Here is a 20,553-nt window from a genome sequence, read left to right on the forward strand (position 1 = left end):
GGGTTCAGAATAAATAAAACATTTGCCCGGTTCATTCTTTGCTTTATGCTGATTGAACCGATTGTGTAGATAGTGTGTAAGGGAGTTTTCCACGGCATACGGCCATGGGCGGGGCCCCTCTTCCAAGAGGAGCGACGCAGTCTCTGGCTGTAGGCATCGGGGTCAAAAGCCCCGCCGACCTGAAGGAGGCGCGACCATGGACGTGATCAGCAACTTTGCAGCCCGCTACGAACGCACCCGCGAGGAAGTTCTCTCGCTGCAGGAATATCTGGATATCTGCAAACGCGATCCGACGGCATATGCAACGGCCTCCGAACGAATGCTCCAGGCCATTGGCGAGCCGGAACTGGTAGATACCCGCAATGACCCCCGTCTTTCGCGCATCTTCGCGAACAAGGTCATCAAGATCTATCCGGCGTTCAAGGAGTTCTATGGCATGGAAGATGCCATCGAGCAGGTGGTGTCCTATTTCCGCCACGCCGCGCAGGGACTCGAAGAAAAGAAGCAAATCCTTTACCTGCTGGGGCCCGTCGGCGGCGGCAAGAGCTCGATCGCGGAGCGCCTGAAGCAGCTCATGGAGCACGTGCCCTTCTATGCGATCCACGGCTCCCCGGTGAACGAATCGCCCCTCGGGCTGTTCGACACCCTCGAAGACGGCGAGATCCTCGAAAAAGAGTATGGCATCCCCGTGCGCTACCTGAACCGCATCCTGTCGCCCTGGGCCGTGAAGCGGCTCGAGGAGTACGGCGGCGACATCCGCCAGTTCAAGGTGGTCAAGCGCTACCCCTCGGTGCTGCGCCAGATCGCGGTCGCCAAGACCGAGCCGGGCGACGAGAACAACCAGGACATCTCTTCGCTGGTCGGCAAGGTCGACATCCGCAAGCTCGAAACCTACGCCCAGGACGACCCCGACGCGTACGCCTACTCCGGCGGTCTGTGCCTGGCGAACCAGGGCCTGCTCGAGTTCGTGGAAATGTTCAAGGCGCCCATCAAGGTGCTGCACCCGCTGCTCACGGCCACGCAGGAAAGCAACTTCAAGGGCACCGAAGGCTTCGGCGCCATTCCCTTCGACGGCATCGTGCTGGCCCACAGCAACGAGAGCGAGTGGAAGGCGTTCCGCAACAACAAGAACAACGAGGCTTTCCTCGACCGGATCTACATCGTGAAGGTGCCGTACTGCCTGCGTGCCTCCGAAGAGATCAAGATCTACGAGAAGCTGGTGCGCAATTCTTCGCTGGCCAAGGCCCCCTGCGCGCCCGGCACCTTGCGCATGATGGCGCAGCTGTCGGTGCTCACGCGCCTGAAGGAGCCCGAGAACTCCAGCACCTTCAGCAAGATGCAGGTGTACGACGGCGAGAACCTCAAGGACACCGACCCCAAGGCCAAGTCAATCCAGGAGTACCGCGACTACGCGGGCGTCGACGAAGGCATGAGCGGCGTCTCCACGCGCTTCGCCTTCAAGATCATCTCCAAGGTCTTCAACTTCGACAGCACCGAGGTGGCCGCCAACCCGGTGCACCTGATGTATGTGCTCGAACAGCAGATCGAGCGCGAGCAGTTTCCGCCGGAAACCGAGCAGAAGTACATCAGCTACATCAAGGAGCTGCTGGCGCCGCGCTACGCCGAGTTCATCGGCAAGGAAATTCAGACCGCCTACCTGGAAAGCTACAGCGAGTACGGCCAGAACATCTTCGACCGCTACGTGACCTACGCCGACTACTGGATCCAGGACCAGGAGTTCCGCGACGTGGACACCGGCGAAGTGTTCGACCGGGCCTCGCTCAACGGGGAGCTCGAGAAGATCGAGCGGCCCGCCGGCATCGGCAACCCGAAGGACTTCCGCAACGAGATCGTCAACTTCGTGCTACGCGCACGGGCCGGCAACGCGGGGCGCAACCCGGCGTGGACCAGCTACGAGAAGCTGCGCGCAGTCATCGAGAAGAAGATGTTCTCCAACACCGAAGAGCTGCTGCCGGTGATCAGTTTCAACACCAAGAGCAGCGCCGACGAGCAGAAGAAGCACGAGGACTTCGTGACCCGCATGGTCGAGAAGGGCTACACCGCCAAGCAGGTCCGGCTTCTGTGCGAGTGGTACCTGCGGGTGCGCAAGAGTTCATAGCGGACAGCGGGAACAACGGACGCGTGCGAAGGACCTAACCAGCGCACCGTCCACCGTTTTGCAAGGAGCTTTGAAAACATCGTGGCCATCCTGCAGCAGATCATCGATCGTCGGCTCTCGGGCAAGAACAAGTCCATCGGCAACCGCGAGCGCTTCCTTCGGCGCTACAAGGGGCAGATCCAGGAGGCGGTGCGGCGCGCGGTCAGTGGGCGCAACATCCGCGAGCTGGAGCAAGGCGAAGACGTGACCCTGCCGCGCCACGATGTCTCCGAGCCGGTGTTCGGCCACGCGCGCGGCGGTGACCGCGAGTACGTGCACCCCGGCAACCAGGAATACCTCAAGGGCGATCGCATCGCGCGCCCCGAGGGCCAGGGCGGCGGTGGCTCGGGCAGCGGCGAGGCCAGCGACAGCGGCGAAGGCGAGGACGACTTCGTCTTCCGCCTCACGCGCGAGGAGTTCATGCGCGTCTTCTTCGACGACCTCGCGCTGCCCCACCTCGTGCGCACCCAGATCGCCGAAGTGCCCGAATGGAAGAGCCACCGCGCCGGCTTCACCAGCGACGGCTCCCCCAACAACCTGCACGTGGTGCGCTCCATGCGCGGCGCGCTGGCGCGGCGCATTGCATTGGGCGGCGAACCGCGCAAGGAGCTCAAGCGCCTGGAGGCACACCTCCTGGTCCTGAAAGCGCATCCACAGGTCGAGACCGCACTGATCCAGAAGGAAATCCGCGAGACCGAGGACCTCATCGCCGAGCTGCGCCGCACCATGCGGCATGTGCCCTACATCGACCCGATCGACCTGCGCTACCGCAACCGCGTGAAGACGCCCGTGCCCAGCGCCAAGGCCGTGATGTTCTGCCTCATGGACGTGTCGGGCTCGATGGACGAGGCGCGCAAGGACATGGCCAAGCGTTTCTTCATGCTCCTGTACCTGTTCCTCACGCGGCACTACGAACGCATCGACCTCGTGTTCTTGCGCCACCACACGCAGGCGCAGGAAGTGACCGAAGAAGAGTTCTTCCACGCCACCGAGACCGGCGGCACCGTGGTGTCGAGCGCACTGGTGCTCATGGACGAGATCATCAAGGCCCGCTACGCCAGCGGCGAATGGAACGTGTACGGCGCCCAGGCCAGCGACGGCGACAACTGGCACCAGGACAGCGGCCGCTGCCGCGAACTGCTGGTCGACAACATCCTGCCCGTGGTGCGCTACTACGCCTACGTGCAGGTGGCCGAGACCGAGCAGAACCTGTGGCAGGAGTACCAGCAGCTCGAAGGCGTGGCGCCCAACTTCGCCATGCGCAAGGTGTCGGACGCGCAGGACATCTACCCGGTGTTCCGCGACCTGTTCAAGAAGGAAGGGGTGCCCACATGATCACCACCGAACGCCCTCCCGGGGCCCCTGTCCTGCCGCGCAGCACCGACCTGCCCACCTCCCGCCTCGAGCGCCTGCCCAGCCCGTCCGACTGGACCTTCGAACTCATCGAGACATACCACACCGAAATCGCCAAGACCGCGAGGAGCTTCGGCCTGGACACCTACCCGAACCAGCTCGAGGTGATCACGGCCGAGCAGATGATGGACGCCTACGCCAGCGTGGGCATGCCCATGATCTACAGGCACTGGTCGTACGGCAAGCAGTTCATTTCCACCGAGAAGAACTACAAGCGCGGCCACATGGGGCTGGCCTACGAGATCGTCATCAACTCCGATCCGTGCATTGCCTACCTCATGGAAGAAAACACCATGGCCATGCAGGCCCTGGTGATCGCGCACGCGGCCTATGGGCACAACAGCTTCTTCAAGGGCAACTACCTGTTCCGCATGTGGACCGACGCGTCGTCGATCATCGACTACCTCGTCTACGCGCGGCACTACATCGCCGAGTGCGAGGAACGCCACGGCCTCGATGCGGTGGAAGACCTGCTCGACTCCTGCCATGCGCTCATGAACTACGGCGTCGACCGCTACCGCCGTCCGCAGAAGCGTTCGCTGGCACAGGAGAGCGCGCAGCGCACCGACCGCGAGCGCCACATGCAGCAGCAGGTGAACGACCTGTGGCGCACGCTGCCGCGCAAGAGCGAACAGGCCGCCGAGTCGGAAGCCGCGCGCCGCTTTCCGCCCGAGCCGCAAGAGAACCTGCTCTATTTCATCGAGAAGAACGCCGCCCTGCTCGAGCCGTGGCAGCGCGAGGTGGTGCGCATCGTGCGCAAGATCGCGCAGTACTTCTACCCGCAGCGCCAGACCCAGGTCATGAACGAAGGCTGGGCCACCTTCTGGCACTACACGCTGCTCAACACCATGTACGACCGCGGCCAGCTGGACGACGGCTTCATGATGGAATGGCTCAGCTCGCACACCAGCGTGGTGTTCCAGCCGCCCGTGGGCCACCGCGCCTACAGCGGCATCAACCCCTATGCGCTGGGCTTCAAGATGTTCACCGACCTGCGCCGCGTCTGCGAAAAGCCGACCGACGAAGACCGCCGCTGGTTCCCCGACTTCGCGGGCACCGACTGGGTCAAGACGCTCGACTACGCGATGCGCAACTTCAAGGACGAGAGCTTCGTCGGCCAGTTCCTCAGCCCGAAGACGATGCGCGATTTCCGCCTGTTCTCGATCCGCGACTACCAGAGCGAATCGGAGCTCGAGGTGTCGGCCATCCATGACGACAGCGGCTACCAGGCGCTGCGCGAATCGCTGTCACGCCAGTACGACATCGGCAATCGCGAGCCCGACATCCAGGTCTGGAGCGTGGCCACGCGCGGCGACCGCTCGCTCACGCTGCGCCACACGCAGCGCAATAACCTGCCACTGAACGACAACGCCGAAGAAGTGCTGAAGCACGTCGCAAGGCTCTGGGGCTTCGACGTGCACCTGGAAAGCGTCGACAGCGCAGGCCGGGTCAGCCGCAGCTGGAAGGCTGCCGCGCCCAAGCAGACCTACTGAGACGCTGCGATACAAAGAGAGCGGCTGTCTATCAGCCGTTCACCCCAGCAGAGCGTGCCCTCGTGCGCAGGGCACCGGGTGCTTCCCGCAGCGAAATCAAGGAGGAGCCGAAGGCGGGGGACATTCGCGGAGGGAAGTACCCGGTGTCCTGCGCACGCCCCCCGAAGACAGCCTCAGGGAACCAGCGCAGCAATCGCCAGCGTGTAGCCTTTCACCCCCAGCCCCACGATGATCCCGCGCGCCGCAGGCGAGATGTACGAGTGGTGGCGAAACTCTTCCCGTGCATGCACGTTCGAGATGTGCAGCTCGATCAGCGGCACGCTCGCCCCCTTGATGGCGTCGTGCAGTGCGATCGACGTGTGGGTGTAGGCGCCCGGGTTCATCACCACGCCCAGCATGTTGCCGGCGGCCACTTCGCGGCCCGCCTCCTGGACCCAGTCGATCAGCACGCCTTCGTGGTTCGACTGGCGGCACTCGATCTCCACACCGAGTTTCGCGCCCGTCTCCTTGCACAGGCGTTCGACGTCGGCGAGCGTGTCGCGGCCGTACTGTTCGGGCTCGCGCGTGCCGAGCAGGTTGAGGTTGGGGCCGTTGAGGACGAGGATTTTCTTCATGATGGATCGGTGAAGGAAGCTGGCGGATGCAGGAAGAAGAAAGCCGATTATGGTCGCGCCGCCGACCGCGCCCGCCGTGCAGGTGACACCGCCGCCGTCGACCCCACGTAGTGGTTGTACGACCCGATGTCCGCCACGCAGCGCGCCATCAGGTCGACGAACGCCCGCAGCTTCTGCCCCATGTAGCGCTGCCGCTGGTAGGCGCAGTACAGCCGCCGCGCCTCCGGCGGCCACTGCGGCAGCACCGGCACCAGCACGCCCTGCGCCACCTCAGGCCCGGCGAAGAACACCGGCAGCGGCGCAATGCCCAGGCCGTCGATGCAGAAGGTCTTCATCACCCAGTGGTCGTTGGTCTCGAAGGCCGGCTCCGTGCGCACCACATGGCGCCCCGAGGCCTGCTGCGACACCAGCCGCAGCGGCGACGGCGGCCCCGAGGGCTCGCGCATCGCGATCATCCGGTGCTGCGCCAGCGCCTCGGGCGTCTGCGGCGTGCCGTGCCGCGCCAGGTACTGCGGGCTGGCGTACAGGCCGTAGGCCAGCCGGCCCAGCAGCTTGGCGACCAGGTCCGGCAGGTCCGGCGGCGCCGAGCCCACATAGCAGTCGACCTCGCCGATCCGCGGGGCCTGCGCACCGTTCGCCACGTCGAGCTGGCAGCGCACGTTCGGGTGCGATTCGAGAAAGATCCGCACCACATGGCAGACGAAGGAGGTGCTGAACTGCGTGTCCGACAGCAGCGTGAGCCGCCCCGACACCCCGCCCGTGAGCTCCTGCACCTCGGTGCGCGCCGTTTCCAGCCGGCCGCTCACCTCGCCGAGCAGCCCCTCGCAGCGTGCGAAGAACGCACGCCCGGCCTCGGTGGGCGCGATGCGGCGCGAGCTGCGCAGCAACAGCTGGGCGCCCAGCAGTTCCTCCAGCCGCGTGAGCTGCCGGCTCAGCGTGGCCTTCGACACGCCCGACAGGCTCTCGGCCTTGGTGAGGCTGCCACTCTTCATCACGAGCACGAAGGCCTCGACCAGCGCGAGGTCGATGCGCCCTGCGCTCATGAATGCCCCCGCTGTGGAAGTCGTCGTTGCAGGAATGAAAAGGAGCGTCTTGGCATGGGGCTTTCATCGGTGCGGCGGACACGCTACGGTAGGCGGCACCGCCGACAAGGGCATGGCCGATGCTATGCCGATTTGCGGCGCCCTTTCCCGCTGCCCCCACGATCAAGACCCATGAATCCTTCCGCCATCTCACAGGCTTGGCACCCCGTCGCTCCCTCCGCCGAGGTGCGCGCCGGCGCCAACATCGTCGCCGGCTTTGCGCAAGGCCAGGAGCTCGCGCTGTGGCGCGCGGCCGATGGCACGCCGCAAGCCTGGGAGAACCGCTGCCCGCACCGTAGCGTGCGCTTCACCCTCGGCCAGGTGACCGGCGGCGACCGCCTGGCCTGCGCGTACCACGGTTGGCAGTACGAGGCCGGCAGTGGCGCCTGCGTGCGCATCCCGGCGCACCCGGCCATGCAAGCGCCGCGCAACGTCTGCGCGAAGGTGTTCGCCACGGCGGACGCCGCGGGCATGCTGTGGGTGCGCCTCGCGGCCGACGGCCCGTCTGCGCCGGCCGGACTGGCCGATGCCGTGCCCACCGGCTGGCACCTCGCCCGCACGCTGACGCTGCGCGTGGCCGCGTCCGAGGTGCGCGCTGCGCTGGCGTCGCATGGCTTCGCGTCGACAGGAACGCCCGATGCATGGCAAGGCACGCTGGGCGAATCGCCCGTCGCCGCGCTGCTGCTCGACGCCCAGCCGCAGCTGAGCTTCCTGCACCTGTGGACCGACGCAGCCCCCGGCTCCGATGCGATGGCCCGGGTGCACCGCGCGGCGCGACAGCTGCGCAGCGACATCGAAGCCGCCGCCTCGCACTGAACAAGAAGAAAGAAGCAACATGCCCTTCGTCACCGACGATCCCAACATGCTCGACGACTGGCTCGTCGTCGGCCCCGCCAGCGGCTTGCCGCGCACGGCGCGGCTGCTCGGCGAAACCCTGCAGCTGCACACCGACGCCGACGGCACGCCGCACGCCCTGCTCGGCACCGACGCGCTGACCGTGCAATCGCGCTACGGCTTCCTCTGGGTCTGCCCCAGCGGCCGCCCGGCGCGCCCGCTGTTCGCCTTCCCCGAGTACGACGAGCCCGGCCGCCGCATCGTCGACTGCGGCGGGCTCGGCGTGGCCGTGTCGGGCTTGCGCGTGATCGAGAACTTCCTGGACATGGCGCACTTTCCCTTCGTGCACCCCGACTGCCTCGGCAAGGTGCCGCACACCGAGGTGGCCAAATACAACGTCGAGGTCGACGGCGCCACCGACGAGATCTGGGCCACCGACTGCCGCTTCTGGCAACCCCGCGCTTCGGCCGCCCACGACACGGGCAGCGAGGTGTTCTACAAGTACCGCGTGATGCAGCCCTTCTCGGCCATGCTCTACAAGTCGAGCCACCGGCCCGACAAGCTCGACGCCATCGGCCTCTTCTTGCAGCCGGTGGACGACGAGCACGTCATCGCCCACACGCTGCTGGCCTACTTCGACGACGTGTCGAGCGACGCCGAGCTCATCGCCTTCCAGCACACGATCTTCGGGCAGGACAAGCCGATCCTGGAGAACCACGCCTTCAAGCGCATGCCGCTCGAAGGCCGCGCCGAGACACCCACGCGCGGCGACACCACCTCCGTCACCTACCGCCGCTGGCTGCGCGAGCGCGGCATGCGCTTCGGCACCGCGAGGGCCGCCGCATGACCGTCAGGCTCTACGACTACCCGCTCTCGGGCAACTGCTTCAAGGTGCAGCAGATGCTGCTGTGGCTCGGCGTGGACCATGCGAGCGTGCCGGTCGACTTCCATCCGGGTCGCGAACACAAGTCCGCACGATTCCTCGAACAGGTCAACCCGCTCGGCCAGCTCCCCGTGATCGACGACGAAGGCTTCGTGCTGCGCGACGCGCAGGCCATCCTGGTCTACCTGGCGAGCCGCTACGACGACGCACGGCAGCGCTGGTACCCCGCCGACCCGAAGCTGCGCGGCCAGGTCGCGATGTGGCTCGCCATGGCCGACGAGATCACGCGCACCGCCTCGGCCGCCCGGCTGCACGACGCGCTGGGCTACACGCACCTGGACATCGAGGCCTGCCGGCGCGGTGCGTGCGCGGCCTTCCGTGTGCTCGACGACCACCTGGCCGAGCAGCACGCCGCCACCGGCCTGCGCTGGCTCGTGGCCGCGCCCGAGCCGACCATTGCCGACCTCGCCTGCTTTCCGTACGTGGCGCTGGCGGGCGAAGGCGGCATCTCGCTCGACGAGTTTCCCGCGCTGCGCCGCTGGGTCTGGGACTTTCGTCACCTGCCGGGCTTTGTGGGCATGTCGGGTATCTTCCCGGCTGGCCCCGCCTGAAGGCTCGCCTGAGTATCCTTGTCCCCTTCCGCTCTCTGAAGAACCGAATCCCATGAAAACCAAAGCCGCCGTCGCCTGGCAAGCAGGCCAACCCCTGACCATCGAAACCGTGGACCTCCAAGGCCCCAAGTTCGGTGAAGTGCTGGTCGAGATCAAGGCCACCGGCATCTGCCACACCGACTACTACACGCTCTCGGGCGCCGACCCCGAAGGCATCTTCCCCGCCATCCTGGGCCATGAAGGCGCGGGCATCGTGGTCGACGTCGGCCCCGGCGTCACCACGCTGAAAAAGGGCGACCACGTCATTCCGCTGTACACGCCCGAATGCCGCCAGTGCAAGTTCTGCCTGAGCCGCAAGACCAACCTGTGCCAGCTGATCCGCGGCACGCAGGGCAAGGGCCTGATGCCCGACGCCACCAGCCGCTTCAGCCTCGACGGCAAGCCCATCTTCCACTACATGGGCACGAGCACCTTCAGCAACTACACGGTCGCGCCCGAAATCTCGCTGGCCAAGATCCGCGAAGACGCGCCCTTCGACAAGGTCTGCTACATCGGCTGCGGCGTCACCACCGGCATCGGCGCGGTGATCTTCACGGCCAAGGTCGAAGCCGGCGCGAACGTCGTGGTGTTCGGCCTGGGCGGCATCGGCCTGAATGTGATCCAGGGCGCCAAGATGGTGGGCGCCGACAAGATCATCGGCGTCGACCTGAACCCCGAGCGCGAAGCCATGGCGCGCCAGTTCGGCATGACGCACTTCATCAACCCCAAGACCACCGAGAACGTGGTCGACGCCATCGTGCAGCTGACCGACGGCGGCGCCGACTACAGCTTCGAGTGCATCGGCAACACGCAGGTGATGCGCCAGGCGCTCGAGTGCACGCACAAGGGCTGGGGCCGCAGCATCATCATCGGCGTGGCCGAGGCCGGCGCCGAGATCAGCACGCGCCCGTTCCAGCTGGTTACCGGCCGCAAGTGGGAAGGCTCGGCCTTCGGCGGCGCGCGCGGGCGCACCGACGTGCCGAAGATCGTCGACTGGTACATGGAAGGCAAGATCAACATCGACGACCTGATCACGCACACCATGCCGCTGGAAGACATCAACAAGGGCTTCGACCTCATGAAGCGCGGCGAATCGATCCGCGGCGTGGTCCTGTACTGAGCCCGAGGAGGCGCCCGCCATGAACCGCATGGAACCCCTGCGCACCATCGAAGCGGGCGTCCTCGAGATCGCCTATTACGAAGCCGGCCCGGCCGACGGCCCGCCCGTGCTGCTGATGCACGGCTTTCCGTACGACATTCACACTTACGCCGAGGTCGCGCCGATGCTGGCCGCCCAAGGCTGCCGCGTGATCGTGCCGTACATGCGCGGCTACGGCGCCACACGCTTCCTGAGTGACGCCACGCCACGCTCGGGCGAACAGGCGGCCTTCGGCGCCGACCTGCTCGCACTGCTCGACGCGCTGAAGATCGAGCGTGCCGTGCTGGCCGGCTACGACTGGGGCGGCCGCGCCGCCTGCGTCGTGGCGGCGCTCTGGCCCGAACGCTGCGCCGGGCTGGTCTCGCTCAACAGCTACAACATCCAGAACATCGCCAAGGCGATGGAACCCGACACGCCCGCCAACGAGCACAGCCTCTGGTACCAGTACTACTTCCACAGCGAACGCGGCCGCGCCGGCCTCGCGAAGGACCGCAAGGCCCTCACGAAGCTGCTGTGGCAGCTGTGGTCACCGACATGGCGGTTCGACGACGCCACCTTCGATCGCAGCGCCGCCGCCTTCGACCACCCCGACTTCGTGGACGTGGTGATCCATTCGTACCGCCACCGCTTCGGCCTCGTGCCCGGCGACCCGGCGTATGCCGACATCGAACGCCGCCTCGCCGCGCAGCCGACGATCACCGTGCCCGCCATCACCTTCGACGGCATCGACGACGGCGTGCGACCGCCCGCCGATGCCTCGGCCCACGCGCACCGCTTCAGCGGGCCGCGTTCGCACCGCCTCGTGCCCGGCGCGGGCCACAACCTGCCGCAGGAAGCGCCGCGCACCTTCGCCGACGCCGTGCTCGAACTCGTGCCCGCGCTGCGAAGCCAGACGACCTCTTCTTCATGACCGACACCACCCCGACCCTTCTTTCCGAACACCACGCCTTCGGCGGCGTGCAGCGCTTCGTCGAGCACCGCTCGCACGAAATCGGCCTGCCGATGCGCTTCTCGGTCTACCTGCCGCCGCAGGCCGCGCACACGCGCGTGCCCGCCCTGCTCTACCTTGCGGGCCTGACCTGCAACGAAGAGACCTTCGCGGTGAAGGCCGGCGCACAGCGCATGGCCGCGAGCCTGGGCGTTGCGCTCATCGCACCCGACACCAGCCCGCGCGGCGCCGAACCCGAAAGCCTGCCGGGCGCGAAAGACAGCTGGGATTTCGGCATCGGCGCCGGCTTCTACCTCGACGCCACCGCCGAGCCCTGGGCCACGCACTGGCGCATGGAAAGCTGGATCGTGCACGAGCTGCTGCCGCTGGTGGCCCGCCACTTTCCCATCGACGGCGAGCGCATCGGCATCTTCGGCCACTCGATGGGCGGCCACGGCGCGCTCACGCTGGCGCTGCGGCACCCGGGGCGCTTCAAGTCGCTCTCGGCCTTCGCGCCGATCTGCGCGCCCACCCAGTGCCCGTGGGGCCAGAAAGCCTTCGCCGGCTACCTGGGCGAACCGGGCGACGACCGCGCGCAGTGGCTCGCGCACGACGCCAGCGCGCTGATGCAATCGCAGACCGTGGCGCCCTATCCGCAGGGCATCCTCATCGACCAGGGCCTGGCCGACAAATTCCTCGCCGAGCAGCTGCACCCCGAAGCCTTCGAGGCCGCCTGCTTCGCCGCCGGCCAGCCGCTCACGCTGCGCCGCCATGCGGGATACGACCACGGCTACTACTTCATCCAGAGCTTCATGGCGGACCACATCGCGCACCATGCGCAGACGTTGAACGGCTGAGCACAAAGGGGTGCGGTCCGCACCCGGCGTGGCTATCATGGTCCGCATGTCCGCCGCCCAGATTCCTGCCTTCCAGCTGCGCTCGCGCGATGGCGGCGCCGAAGAGAACATGGTGCTCGCGGGCATCTGGCGCCGCGCCTGGGTGTCGGCCAACCGCAGCGCCGTCCACGTCGAGCCCATCGGCCACTGGCTGCGGCGCGTGCAGACCGAATTCATCCCGCCCGCCGACGTGGTGCTGGCCGAGCGCGACGGCCAGGTGCTGGCCTTCATGGTGCTGCTCACGGCGCGCGAGTACGTGGCCCAGCTGTTCGTCGAACCGCACCTGCGCAGCCAGGGCCTGGGCAAGGCGCTGCTCGACGAGGCCTGCGTGCGCATGCCGCACGGCTGGCGGCTGCACGTGGCCGTCACCAACACCGAGGCGCAGCGCTTCTACGAACGCTACGGCCTCGTGCGCGGCGTGGTCGACCGGCACCCCGGCAGCGGGCGCGAACGCATCGCCTACCATTGGTCGCCCACCCGCGCGCCCTGGCGCACGGGCTGACACCCTTCGCACTTCCTTCCTGCCCCATGCGCATCCGCATCGACCACATCGCCCTCTGGACTACCGACCTCGAACGCTGCAAGCGCTTCTATGTCGACTACTTCGGCGCCACCGCCGGCGCCGGCTACGTCAACCCGGCCAAGGGCTTCGCCTCGTGCTTCCTGAGCCTGGGCGACGGCGCGCGCATCGAGGCCATGACCACGAGCACCCTCTCGCCCGTGGTCGCCGAGGCCGGCGCGCAGCGCATGGGCTGGACGCACCTGGCGATCTCGGTCGGCTCCGACGCCGAGGTCGATGCGCTCACACAGCGGCTGAAGGCCGACGGCTATCCGCTGCTCGACGGCCCGCGCCGCACCGGCGACGGCTACTACGAGAGCGTGGTGCTCGACCCGGACGGCAACCGCATCGAGATCACTTCATGAGTGTCTTTGTTCAAAGCCTGCACGAGACCTTCGAGCGCCTCGGCCGCATCGAGACCCGCCGCATGTTCGGCGGCCACGGCGTGTGGCACGAGGGCCGCATGATCGCGCTCGTCGCCAAGGACACGCTGTACCTCAAGGCCGACGCCGGCAGCGCCTCGCACTTCGATGCGCTGAACCTGCCGCCCTTCACCTACGTGCGCGAAGGCAAGGAGATGCCGATGTCGTACCGCCTGGCGCCGGCCGACCTGTTCGAAGACCGCGAGGAAGCCGCGCGCTGGGGCCGCCTGGCCTACGAGGCCGCGCTGCGTTCGGGCCAGCCGCCGAAGCCGAAGAAGCCCAAACCCAAGACAACCCCCAAGGCCGCGAAAGCGAAGACCCGGTGAACGCCCCGCATAACAACAGCCACCGGCTCCCTCCGCTTCCCGAGCGCGAACAAATCGCACTGCTCGACCCCTTCGACAGCCTCGACCTGAAAGACATCGTGGTCGTCAGCTCGCTCGCCGAAGCCGAGCGCGCCGCCGATGAATTGCTCGACGCCGGCGTGGCGGGCTTCGACACCGAGTCGCGCCCCACCTTCGCGAAGAACGAAGTGTCGACCGGCCCGCACGTCGTGCAGTTCGCCACGCGCGACACGGCCTGGTTGTTCCAGCTGCACCGCGACGAATGCAACCCCGTGGTGGCTGGCCTGCTCGCGTCCACCGAACTGCGCAAGGTCGGCTTCGGCCTTTCGAGCGACCTGTCGCTGATCCGCCTGCGCCTGGCGATTGCGCCGCAGGCCGTGTTCGACATCGACGACGAATTCCGCCGGCGCGGCTACCGCCGCTCGGTGGGCGTGAAGACGGCGGTGGCGCTGATGTTCAACCGCCGTTTCGCCAAGTCGCGCAAGGCGACCACCTCGAACTGGGCGCACAAGCAGCTCAGCGAATCGCAGATCCGCTACGCGGCCAACGACGCCTATGCGTCGCTGCGCGTGTTCGACGCGCTCTTTCCCAACGACTGAAGTCTTCCGTCAGTCGCGCCCTGCTTCGAGGATCGCCTGCGCCAACCGCTGCGGGTTCGAGAAGAACATCTCGTGGCTGCCCGGGCACTCCACGAGCCGGAACAACCCCAGCCGCTCCGACAGCCGCGGATGCCACGGCAGGCTGTGCGGCAGCGCCGTGTCCTGCTGGCAGTTGACGTACGACTTGCCCAGCGCCAGCGCCGCCAGCGGCTGCTTCAGCTGGATCTTGTCGGTGAAGGTGCGGTACGGGTGCGGGTTGAGCTTGTCGTAGGCGGACTGCGCCAGCGCCAGGTCGGCGTCGTTGATGAAGGCCTCGCGCCAGATCTCGAAGGGCAGCGTCACGGCGTTGTTGTTGGCGGCCGCCACCGCGTCGAACATGGTCACGTAATGCGGCGGCACCATGTCGTTGAGCGCCTCGCCATCGAGCGGCACGAAGGCGTTGATGTAGACCAGCCGCCGCAGCCGCGCCGCGATGCGGTCGGCCACGCCCGAGATCACCATGCCGCCGTAGCTGTGGCCCACGAGCCGCACCTGCGTGAGGTCCTTGGCCTCGATGAAGCGGACCACCGAGGCGATGGCGTCGGCCAGGCCGGTGCCCGCGCGGTCGTCGCCGGGGTTGTTGCCTGCCACGGTGGGGCAATGCACGGTGTGGCCGGCCGCGCGCAGGCCGTCGGCCACGGCCTCCATTTCGGCGCCGGTGTGCCAGGCGCCGTGAACCAGAACATAGGTGTCGGACATGGATGTCTCCTTTGTTGGATGCGTCGTTGGGAAATGGACCGAGGGCGACTGTAGAAAAAGCGGTGCATCGCGGATGGCCGCTGCCCGCCAGGGCAATGGCCGATTCGTGCCACCGGTCTTTTTGCGCCGTGGGTTGCCTCGATTCAATAATTCAAAGATACTTGAAGAATGGAAGAAAACGATGTGGTCCGCGCCTTGGGCGCACTCGCGCAACCCGTGCGCCTGCGGGTGTTCCGTGCCTTGGTGGTGGCGGGGCCCGACGGGCTGACGCCGGGTGCGCTGACCGAAGCGCTGGCGGTGTCGGCCACGGGACTGTCCTTTCACCTCAAGGAGCTGGTGAACGCGAGCCTGGTCTCGCAGGAGCGCCAGGGGCGCAACCTCATCTACCGCGCGTCGTTCGAGCGGATGAACGGCCTGCTCGGCTACCTCACCGAGAACTGCTGCCAGGGGGAGCCCTGTCTTCCGGCGACCACCTGCGACTGCTGACCATGAAAGCTTGTGCTGTTGCACGCCGAGTGCGTGTGCTCTGGCGTGCTCCCGCCGACGGGGCACCTTGCTCCGCGAATGTCCTCCGGCCTGCGGCCTCCCCCTTGATTTCGCTGCGCAAGGCACCCCATCGACGTGAGCGTTGGGCAGTGCAGTCGTTGATCGGCGCACACCAACAGCGCGTCCCCGTGCGCAGGACACTGGGTGCTTCCCGCAGCGAAATCAAGGAGGAGCCGAAGGCGGGGGACATTCGCGGAGGGAAGTACCCGGTGGCCTGCGCACGCGCCCTGAAAAAATGACCACCGCCCTCCTCATCTTCGCCGGCACATTGCTGCTCGTCATCTGGCAACCCCGCGGCCTCGGCATCGGCTGGAGCGCCTCGCTGGGCGCCATCATCGCCCTGCTTTTCGGCGTGGTGCAGCTCACCGACATCCCCGTCGTCTGGGCCATCGTCTGGAACGCCACCGCGACCTTCATCGCGGTGATCCTCATCAGCCTGCTGCTCGACGAAGCCGGGTTCTTCGAATGGGCCGCGCTGCACGTGGCCCGCTGGGGACGCGGCAACGGCCGCCGGCTCTTCGCCTTCATCGTGCTGCTGGGCGCCGCGGTCTCGGCCCTCTTTGCCAACGACGGCGCAGCGCTGATCCTCACGCCCATCGTGATGGCCATGCTCGTGGCGCTCGGCTTCACGCCGGCGACCACCCTGGCCTTCGTCATGGCGGCGGGCTTCATCGCCGACACGGCCAGCCTGCCGCTGATCGTGTCGAACCTCGTGAACATCGTGTCGGCCGACTTCTTCGGCATCGGCTTCAACGCGTACGCCTCGGTGATGGTGCCGGTCAACGTCGCGGCCGTGCTCGCGAGCCTGGGCGTGCTGCTGTGGTGCTTCCGGCGCGACATTCCCGCCCACTACGACATGGCTCGCCTCAAGCAACCCGCCGATGCGATCCGCGACCGCGACACCTTCCGCGCGGGCTGGGTCGTGCTCGCGCTGCTGCTCGTGGGCTTCTTCGGCCTGGAGCCGCTGGGCGTGCCGGTGAGCGCCGTGGCCGCCTTCGGCGCGGTGATCCTGCTCGCGGTGGCGGCACGCGGCCCGGTGATCGGCACGCGCCAGGTGCTGCGCGGCGCGCCCTGGCAGATCGTCGTCTTCTCGCTGGGCATGTACCTCGTGGTCTACGGGCTGCGCAACGCCGGACTCACCGGCCAAATCGCCACGCTGCTGAACCTGTTCGCGCAAGGCGGCGTCTGGGGCGCGGCCATGGGCACCGGCTTTCTCGCGGCGGCGCTCTCCTCGGTCATGAACAACATGCCGACCGTGCTGGTCGGCGCGCTGTCGATAGAGGCCTCGGGCGCGGTCGGCCTCGTGAAGGAGGCGATGGTCTATGCCAACGTGATCGGCTGCGACCTCGGCCCGAAGATCACGCCCATCGGCAGCCTCGCCACGCTGCTGTGGCTGCACGTGCTCGCGAAAAAGGGCATGACCATCACCTGGGGCCACTACTTCCGCATCGGCATCGTGCTGACCCTGCCCGTGCTGGCCGCGACGCTCGCCGCGCTGGCGCTGCGGCTCAGCCTCGGCTGAGCTATTTTTTCTTCTCTCAACGAGCTTGCCATGAGCGACATCACGATCTATCACAACCCCGCCTGCGGCACCTCGCGCAACGTGCTCGCGCTGATCCGCAACACGGGCGATGAGCCCACCGTCATCGAGTACCTGAAGACCCCGCCCGATCGCGCCGCGCTCGCGCAGCTGATCGCGGCGATGGACGTGCCCGTGCGCGAGGTGCTGCGCCAGAAGGGCACGCCGTACGACGAGCTGGGCCTGGGCGATCCGAAGTGGAGCGACGAACAACTCATCGACTTCATGCTGCAGCACCCGATCCTCATCAACCGCCCCATCGTCGTCACGCCGCGGGGCACGCGCCTGTGCCGGCCTTCGGAGGCGGTGCTCGACATCCTGCCCAAGCCGCAGCAAGGCGCGTTCGCCAAGGAAGACGGCGAAGCCGTGATCGACGCGAAAGGCCAGCGTGTCGCCAAGCCCTGACCTGCCACACGTCGACGCCGATGCGTTCCGTGTCCCCCGCCTGCACGAGCTGCTTCCCACCGCACGCGCCACGCATGCACCGCGCATCCTGCTGCTGTACGGTTCGCTGCGCGAGCGCTCCTACAGCCGCCTGCTGACCGAAGAGGCCGCGCGCCTGCTGCGCGCGATGGGCGCCGAGCCCCGCATCTACGACCCGCGCGGCCTGCCGCTGCCCGACGGCGAGCCCGAAGACCATCCGAAGGTGAAGGAGCTGCGCGATCTCGCGCAATGGGCTGAGGGCATGGTGTGGACCTCGCCCGAACGCCACGGCGCGATGACCGGGATCATGAAGGCGCAGATCGACTGGATTCCGCTGGCCGTCGGCTCGGTGCGGCCCACGCAGGGCAAGACGCTCGCGGTGATGGAAGTGTCGGGCGGCTCGCAGTCGTTCAACGCGGTGAACCAGCTGCGCGTGCTGGGCCGCTGGATGCGCATGATCACCATCCCCAACCAGTCGTCGGTGGCCAAGGCGTTCCTCGAGTTCGACGACGCGGGCCGCATGAAGCCCTCGGCCTACTACGAGCGCGTGGTCGACGTGATGGAAGAGCTGGTCAAGTTCACGCTGCTCACGCGCGATTGCGCGGACCACCTGGTCGACCGCTACAGCGAGCGGCGCGAGAGTGCGGAGGCGCTGTCGAAGCGCGTCAACCTGCGCAGCATTTAGACACAGGGCCGGCAAGCTTCTTGCAACGGGGACGCCCGTTGCCCGGGCAACTCCCATGGCGGCGCGCGGCGCACCCACGTAGATTCCAGCGTAGAAAAAAGCGTCCGTTTCCGTCGCTTTCCCCCACTTTGGCCCCGCAGGAGTGTCCATGGACGCATGGTCGAGTCAGCAACTGTCCCCGCTGTACAGGCGCGAGGTCTTCCGCTCGCGCGAGGCCGAAGAGACGCACGCGCGCGTGGCCCATGAGCTGAAGCCGCACCGCAGCGTGTGGCGCTCGGGCGATGTCGACGCCATCTTCTGCCGCGCCGAGATGAGCGCACTGTCGCTGTGCATCCTGCGCTACGGCTGCGATGTCGACATCGAGCCCGACGCGCTCGGCAACTTCGTGCTGGTGCAGATGCCGCTGCGCGGCCGTGCCGACATCCACACCGGCGGGCAGACGCTGCAGATCCACCCCGGCCAGGGCGCCATCATTTCCGCCCACAAGCCGGTGCGCCTGCGCTGGCACGCCGACTGCGAACAGCTGATGCTGAAGATCGAACTCAGCCGCCTGCAGGAAGTGGCGCGCCATGCCTTCGCGCTGCGCGGTGGCGACACCGTGGGCGAAATCGATTTCGACATGCCCCTGCGCCTGGACGACGCGGCGGGCACGCAGTGGTGCCGCATGGTGGCGAGCCTGGCTTCGCTGCTGCCGCCCACCGAGTTCGAGCGCTACGACCCGCGCTGGCTCGCGCACTGCGAAGACAACCTCATGTTGTACCTGCTGTGCCACCGGCCCAACTCGGTGCTGCAGCAGCATGCCGACGCGCAGCGTGGCACCGAAGAAACCAGCCTGCGGCAGTTGCGCCGGGCCGAAGAGTTCATGCGCGAGCGGCTCGACTCGCTGCTCTCGCTCGAAGAGGTGGCGCAGGCCGCGGGCGTCACGCGCCGCGGCCTCGCCCTGCTCTTCAGGCGCCACCGCGACCTGTCGCCCGGCGAAGTGCTGCGCAACATGCGGCTCGATGCCGCGCACGCACTGCTGACGCGGCACGACGGCGCCAGCGTCACCGAGGTGGCGCTGAACTGCGGCTTCTCGCACCTGAGCCGCTTTGCCGCCTGCTACCGCGAGCGCTTCGGGCAACTGCCGCGCGACACCTCGCGCGACCCCGCGCGGCTGCCCGCCGCGCGGCACTGAACACACATCCTCAGGACTTCATCGCGCACTGCGCGGCGGTGCGGTCCTGGTAGCGCTCCAGCACGGTGCCGATCACCTTGTTGGCGATGCGCCCGCTGCCGTCCTTGGCGACCACGCGCAGGTAGTAGTTCTGGATCGGGAAGTTGTTCGGCCCGTAGCGGAAATCGCCGCGCACCGACTTGTAGTTGGCCGCCTTGATCGCCTTGAGCAGCGCGGGCTTGTCGGCCACCTTGCCGCCGACGTCGCGCACCGCCGCATCCATCGCCATGAGCACGTCGTAGGCCTGGCCGGCATAGAACGACGGGTTGCGCCCGTTGTTCTGCTGGCGGAACGCGGATACGAAGCGCTGGTTGGTCGGGTTGTCGAGGTCGAACGACCAGTGCGCGGTGTTGAACAGGCCCAGCATCGGCTCGCCGACGGCCGGAATCATGTCCTCGTCGGCCGAGAACGCGGTGGAGATCAGCGCCACGTCTTTCGAGAGCCCCGCGCCGACGAACTGCTTGATGAAGCTCACGCCCATCGCGCCGGGCAGGAAGAAGTACAGCGCATCGGGCTTCGACGCGCGGATCTGCGCCAGCTCCGCCGAGTAGTCGAGCTGCCCGAGCTTGGTGTACAGCTCGTCGCCGACGGCGCCCTTGAAGGTGTGCTTGAAGCCGTTGATGGCGTCCTTGCCGCCGGGGTAGCTGGGCGCGATCATCGCGACCTTCTTGAAGCCCTTGTCGCTCGCGAACTTGCCGGCCGACTCGTAGTACGCGTCGTTCGGGTACGAGGCGCCGAAGAAGTACGGGTTGCAGCGCGCGCCCGAATAGTCGCTCGGGCCGGTGTTGCTCGACAGGTAGGGCACCTTGGCGGCGAAGAGCGGCGGGCCGACGGCCAGCGCGACCGACGAGCCCACGGGCCCGGTGAACAGATCGATCTTGTCGCGCAGCAGCATGCGCTCGACCACCTGCCGCGCCATCTCGGGGTTGCCGGCCGTGTCGGCCTCGACGAACTCCACCGGCACGCCGCCGAGCTTGCCGCCCAGCTGCTTCATGGCCACGGCGAAGCCGGCCTTGGCCTCGGCGCCGCCGACGGCGAAGGGGCCGGACAGGTCCATCGCCAGGCCGACTTTCACGGTCTGCGCCTGCGCGGGTAAAGCCAGCGCGCCCACCAGGACGGTGAGCGCGCACAAGACGGATCGGGGCGTGGCCTGCGACATGAAAGGTCTCCTCGGGGTGAGTTCGTTGAACGTGGGGGCAGCAAATGCAGGGCGCAGTCTCTGTGCGGCGGCGGCGCCCCGCTATCCGTTTCGTGCGGCGCAAACCGCTGCACGAAATGGACAGACAACAGGCCGGCGCGCTCCCCAGAATCGCCGCCGACCCCACCACTTCAAGA

Annotated in this window: 22 protein-coding genes; 18 read left to right on the forward strand and 4 right to left on the reverse strand. The window is 67.3% G+C overall.

Annotation, left to right across the window (positions count from 1 at the left end; genetic code table 11):
• Positions 1–196: 196 nt before the first annotated feature.
• From ACAM52_RS17005 to ACAM52_RS17015, 3 genes are all read left to right on the forward strand, one after another.
• Positions 197–2,119, forward strand: a complete 1,923-nt coding sequence (locus ACAM52_RS17005; RefSeq protein WP_062470701.1) for a PrkA family serine protein kinase — start codon at positions 197–199, stop codon at positions 2,117–2,119.
• An 81-nt stretch (positions 2,120–2,200) separates the two neighbouring features.
• Positions 2,201–3,493 (forward strand): YeaH/YhbH family protein, encoded by a 1,293-nt coding sequence (locus ACAM52_RS17010; protein ID WP_095744575.1) that lies wholly within the window; start codon positions 2,201–2,203, stop codon positions 3,491–3,493.
• Positions 3,490–5,064: a SpoVR family protein gene (locus ACAM52_RS17015; RefSeq protein WP_223301264.1), complete on the forward strand. Its 1,575-nt coding sequence runs from the start codon at positions 3,490–3,492 to the stop codon at positions 5,062–5,064. The genes ACAM52_RS17010 and ACAM52_RS17015 overlap by 4 nt, the downstream gene beginning before the upstream one ends.
• A gap of 173 nt (positions 5,065–5,237) precedes the next feature.
• Here ACAM52_RS17015 and aroQ read toward each other — a convergent pair whose 3' ends face one another.
• Both aroQ and ACAM52_RS17025 read right to left on the reverse strand, forming a co-directional pair.
• Positions 5,238–5,678 (reverse strand): type II 3-dehydroquinate dehydratase, encoded by a 441-nt coding sequence (gene aroQ, locus ACAM52_RS17020; protein ID WP_062470706.1) that lies wholly within the window; start codon positions 5,676–5,678, stop codon positions 5,238–5,240.
• A gap of 47 nt (positions 5,679–5,725) precedes the next feature.
• A complete protein-coding gene (locus ACAM52_RS17025; RefSeq protein WP_369644056.1) occupies positions 5,726–6,721 on the reverse strand; it encodes a LysR family transcriptional regulator in 996 nt (331 codons plus the stop codon).
• Positions 6,722–6,892: 171 nt separating this feature from the next.
• Here ACAM52_RS17025 and ACAM52_RS17030 point away from each other — a divergent pair, with 171 nt between their 5' ends.
• From ACAM52_RS17030 to ACAM52_RS17075, 10 genes are read left to right on the forward strand one after another with little or no spacing between them, the layout of a single operon-like run.
• Positions 6,893–7,576 carry a Rieske 2Fe-2S domain-containing protein gene (locus tag ACAM52_RS17030; RefSeq protein WP_369644057.1) on the forward strand — a complete coding sequence of 228 codons (684 nt, stop codon included), beginning with the start codon at positions 6,893–6,895 and terminating at the stop codon, positions 7,574–7,576.
• A 19-nt stretch (positions 7,577–7,595) separates the two neighbouring features.
• Entirely contained in the window at positions 7,596–8,441 is an 846-nt protein-coding gene (locus ACAM52_RS17035; protein WP_369644058.1) for an aromatic ring-hydroxylating dioxygenase subunit alpha, read from the forward strand.
• Positions 8,438–9,088: a glutathione S-transferase family protein gene (locus tag ACAM52_RS17040; protein WP_369644059.1), complete on the forward strand. Its 651-nt coding sequence runs from the start codon at positions 8,438–8,440 to the stop codon at positions 9,086–9,088. The genes ACAM52_RS17035 and ACAM52_RS17040 overlap by 4 nt, the downstream gene beginning before the upstream one ends.
• Positions 9,089–9,140: 52 nt before the next feature.
• On the forward strand, positions 9,141–10,247 hold the full coding sequence (locus ACAM52_RS17045; RefSeq protein ID WP_070059685.1) for an S-(hydroxymethyl)glutathione dehydrogenase/class III alcohol dehydrogenase: 1,107 nt from the start codon (positions 9,141–9,143) through the stop codon (positions 10,245–10,247).
• A gap of 19 nt (positions 10,248–10,266) precedes the next feature.
• Positions 10,267–11,196, forward strand: coding sequence for an alpha/beta fold hydrolase (locus ACAM52_RS17050; RefSeq protein WP_369644060.1), 930 nt, complete (start codon positions 10,267–10,269; stop codon positions 11,194–11,196).
• Positions 11,193–12,071 carry an S-formylglutathione hydrolase gene (gene fghA / locus ACAM52_RS17055; protein WP_369644061.1) on the forward strand — a complete coding sequence of 293 codons (879 nt, stop codon included), beginning with the start codon at positions 11,193–11,195 and terminating at the stop codon, positions 12,069–12,071. The genes ACAM52_RS17050 and fghA overlap by 4 nt, the downstream gene beginning before the upstream one ends.
• Positions 12,072–12,108: 37 nt before the next feature.
• Positions 12,109–12,612, forward strand: a complete 504-nt coding sequence (locus ACAM52_RS17060; RefSeq protein ID WP_070059688.1) for a GNAT family N-acetyltransferase — start codon at positions 12,109–12,111, stop codon at positions 12,610–12,612.
• Positions 12,613–12,638: 26 nt separating this feature from the next.
• Entirely contained in the window at positions 12,639–13,034 is a 396-nt protein-coding gene (locus tag ACAM52_RS17065) for a VOC family protein (protein WP_235926677.1), read from the forward strand.
• Positions 13,031–13,417: a TfoX/Sxy family protein gene (locus tag ACAM52_RS17070; RefSeq protein ID WP_369644062.1), complete on the forward strand. Its 387-nt coding sequence runs from the start codon at positions 13,031–13,033 to the stop codon at positions 13,415–13,417. Before ACAM52_RS17065 ends, ACAM52_RS17070 begins: the two co-directional genes overlap by 4 nt.
• Positions 13,414–14,034 carry a 3'-5' exonuclease gene (locus ACAM52_RS17075; protein ID WP_369644063.1) on the forward strand — a complete coding sequence of 207 codons (621 nt, stop codon included), beginning with the start codon at positions 13,414–13,416 and terminating at the stop codon, positions 14,032–14,034. The genes ACAM52_RS17070 and ACAM52_RS17075 overlap by 4 nt, the downstream gene beginning before the upstream one ends.
• Before the next feature lie 9 nt (positions 14,035–14,043).
• On the opposite strand, the gene ACAM52_RS17080 is transcribed toward ACAM52_RS17075, so the two are convergent.
• Positions 14,044–14,772 (reverse strand): alpha/beta fold hydrolase, encoded by a 729-nt coding sequence (locus ACAM52_RS17080; RefSeq protein ID WP_369644064.1) that lies wholly within the window; start codon positions 14,770–14,772, stop codon positions 14,044–14,046.
• 168 nt (positions 14,773–14,940) lie between these two features.
• On the opposite strand from ACAM52_RS17080, the gene ACAM52_RS17085 reads away from it, so the two are divergent.
• The 5 genes from ACAM52_RS17085 (at position 14,941) to ACAM52_RS17105 (ending at position 19,179) form a co-directional block, all read left to right on the forward strand.
• Positions 14,941–15,258 (forward strand): helix-turn-helix transcriptional regulator, encoded by a 318-nt coding sequence (locus tag ACAM52_RS17085; protein ID WP_095950627.1) that lies wholly within the window; start codon positions 14,941–14,943, stop codon positions 15,256–15,258.
• 295 nt (positions 15,259–15,553) lie between these two features.
• The gene (locus ACAM52_RS17090; RefSeq protein ID WP_369644065.1) at positions 15,554–16,840 is read left to right on the forward strand and encodes an arsenic transporter; all 1,287 of its coding nucleotides are present in this window, start codon (positions 15,554–15,556) and stop codon (positions 16,838–16,840) included.
• Between the two features lie 30 nt (positions 16,841–16,870).
• Positions 16,871–17,302 carry an arsenate reductase (glutaredoxin) gene (gene arsC / locus ACAM52_RS17095; RefSeq protein ID WP_369644066.1) on the forward strand — a complete coding sequence of 144 codons (432 nt, stop codon included), beginning with the start codon at positions 16,871–16,873 and terminating at the stop codon, positions 17,300–17,302.
• Complete coding sequence (gene arsH / locus ACAM52_RS17100; protein WP_369644067.1) at positions 17,286–18,005, forward strand: arsenical resistance protein ArsH; 720 nt, start codon at positions 17,286–17,288, stop codon at positions 18,003–18,005. The genes arsC and arsH overlap by 17 nt, the downstream gene beginning before the upstream one ends.
• A 148-nt stretch (positions 18,006–18,153) precedes the next feature.
• Complete coding sequence (locus tag ACAM52_RS17105; protein WP_369644068.1) at positions 18,154–19,179, forward strand: AraC family transcriptional regulator; 1,026 nt, start codon at positions 18,154–18,156, stop codon at positions 19,177–19,179.
• A 10-nt stretch (positions 19,180–19,189) separates the two neighbouring features.
• On the opposite strand, the gene ACAM52_RS17110 is transcribed toward ACAM52_RS17105, so the two are convergent.
• Positions 19,190–20,377: an ABC transporter substrate-binding protein gene (locus ACAM52_RS17110; protein ID WP_369644069.1), complete on the reverse strand. Its 1,188-nt coding sequence runs from the start codon at positions 20,375–20,377 to the stop codon at positions 19,190–19,192.
• Between the last annotated feature and the right edge of the window lie 176 nt (positions 20,378–20,553).

Source organism: Variovorax sp. V118, from assembly GCF_041154445.1.
GTDB lineage: Bacteria > Pseudomonadota > Gammaproteobacteria > Burkholderiales > Burkholderiaceae_C > Variovorax > Variovorax boronicumulans.

Coding starts and splice junctions, on each gene's coding strand:
- ACAM52_RS17080 (WP_369644064.1), bottom strand. CDS start 14,772: ATGTCCGACACCTATGTTCTGGTTCACGGCGCCTGGCACACCGGCGCC.
- ACAM52_RS17060 (WP_070059688.1), top strand. CDS start 12,109: ATGGTCCGCATGTCCGCCGCCCAGATTCCTGCCTTCCAGCTGCGCTCG.
- ACAM52_RS17045 (WP_070059685.1), top strand. CDS start 9,141: ATGAAAACCAAAGCCGCCGTCGCCTGGCAAGCAGGCCAACCCCTGACC.
- ACAM52_RS17105 (WP_369644068.1), top strand. CDS start 18,154: ATGGACGCATGGTCGAGTCAGCAACTGTCCCCGCTGTACAGGCGCGAG.
- ACAM52_RS17015 (WP_223301264.1), top strand. CDS start 3,490: ATGATCACCACCGAACGCCCTCCCGGGGCCCCTGTCCTGCCGCGCAGC.
- fghA (WP_369644061.1), top strand. CDS start 11,193: ATGACCGACACCACCCCGACCCTTCTTTCCGAACACCACGCCTTCGGC.
- aroQ (WP_062470706.1), bottom strand. CDS start 5,678: ATGAAGAAAATCCTCGTCCTCAACGGCCCCAACCTCAACCTGCTCGGC.
- ACAM52_RS17065 (WP_235926677.1), top strand. CDS start 12,639: ATGCGCATCCGCATCGACCACATCGCCCTCTGGACTACCGACCTCGAA.
- ACAM52_RS17085 (WP_095950627.1), top strand. CDS start 14,941: ATGGAAGAAAACGATGTGGTCCGCGCCTTGGGCGCACTCGCGCAACCC.
- ACAM52_RS17040 (WP_369644059.1), top strand. CDS start 8,438: ATGACCGTCAGGCTCTACGACTACCCGCTCTCGGGCAACTGCTTCAAG.
- ACAM52_RS17070 (WP_369644062.1), top strand. CDS start 13,031: ATGAGTGTCTTTGTTCAAAGCCTGCACGAGACCTTCGAGCGCCTCGGC.
- ACAM52_RS17025 (WP_369644056.1), bottom strand. CDS start 6,721: ATGAGCGCAGGGCGCATCGACCTCGCGCTGGTCGAGGCCTTCGTGCTC.
- ACAM52_RS17110 (WP_369644069.1), bottom strand. CDS start 20,377: ATGTCGCAGGCCACGCCCCGATCCGTCTTGTGCGCGCTCACCGTCCTG.
- ACAM52_RS17005 (WP_062470701.1), top strand. CDS start 197: ATGGACGTGATCAGCAACTTTGCAGCCCGCTACGAACGCACCCGCGAG.
- ACAM52_RS17050 (WP_369644060.1), top strand. CDS start 10,267: ATGAACCGCATGGAACCCCTGCGCACCATCGAAGCGGGCGTCCTCGAG.
- arsC (WP_369644066.1), top strand. CDS start 16,871: ATGAGCGACATCACGATCTATCACAACCCCGCCTGCGGCACCTCGCGC.
- ACAM52_RS17090 (WP_369644065.1), top strand. CDS start 15,554: ATGACCACCGCCCTCCTCATCTTCGCCGGCACATTGCTGCTCGTCATC.
- ACAM52_RS17030 (WP_369644057.1), top strand. CDS start 6,893: ATGAATCCTTCCGCCATCTCACAGGCTTGGCACCCCGTCGCTCCCTCC.
- ACAM52_RS17035 (WP_369644058.1), top strand. CDS start 7,596: ATGCCCTTCGTCACCGACGATCCCAACATGCTCGACGACTGGCTCGTC.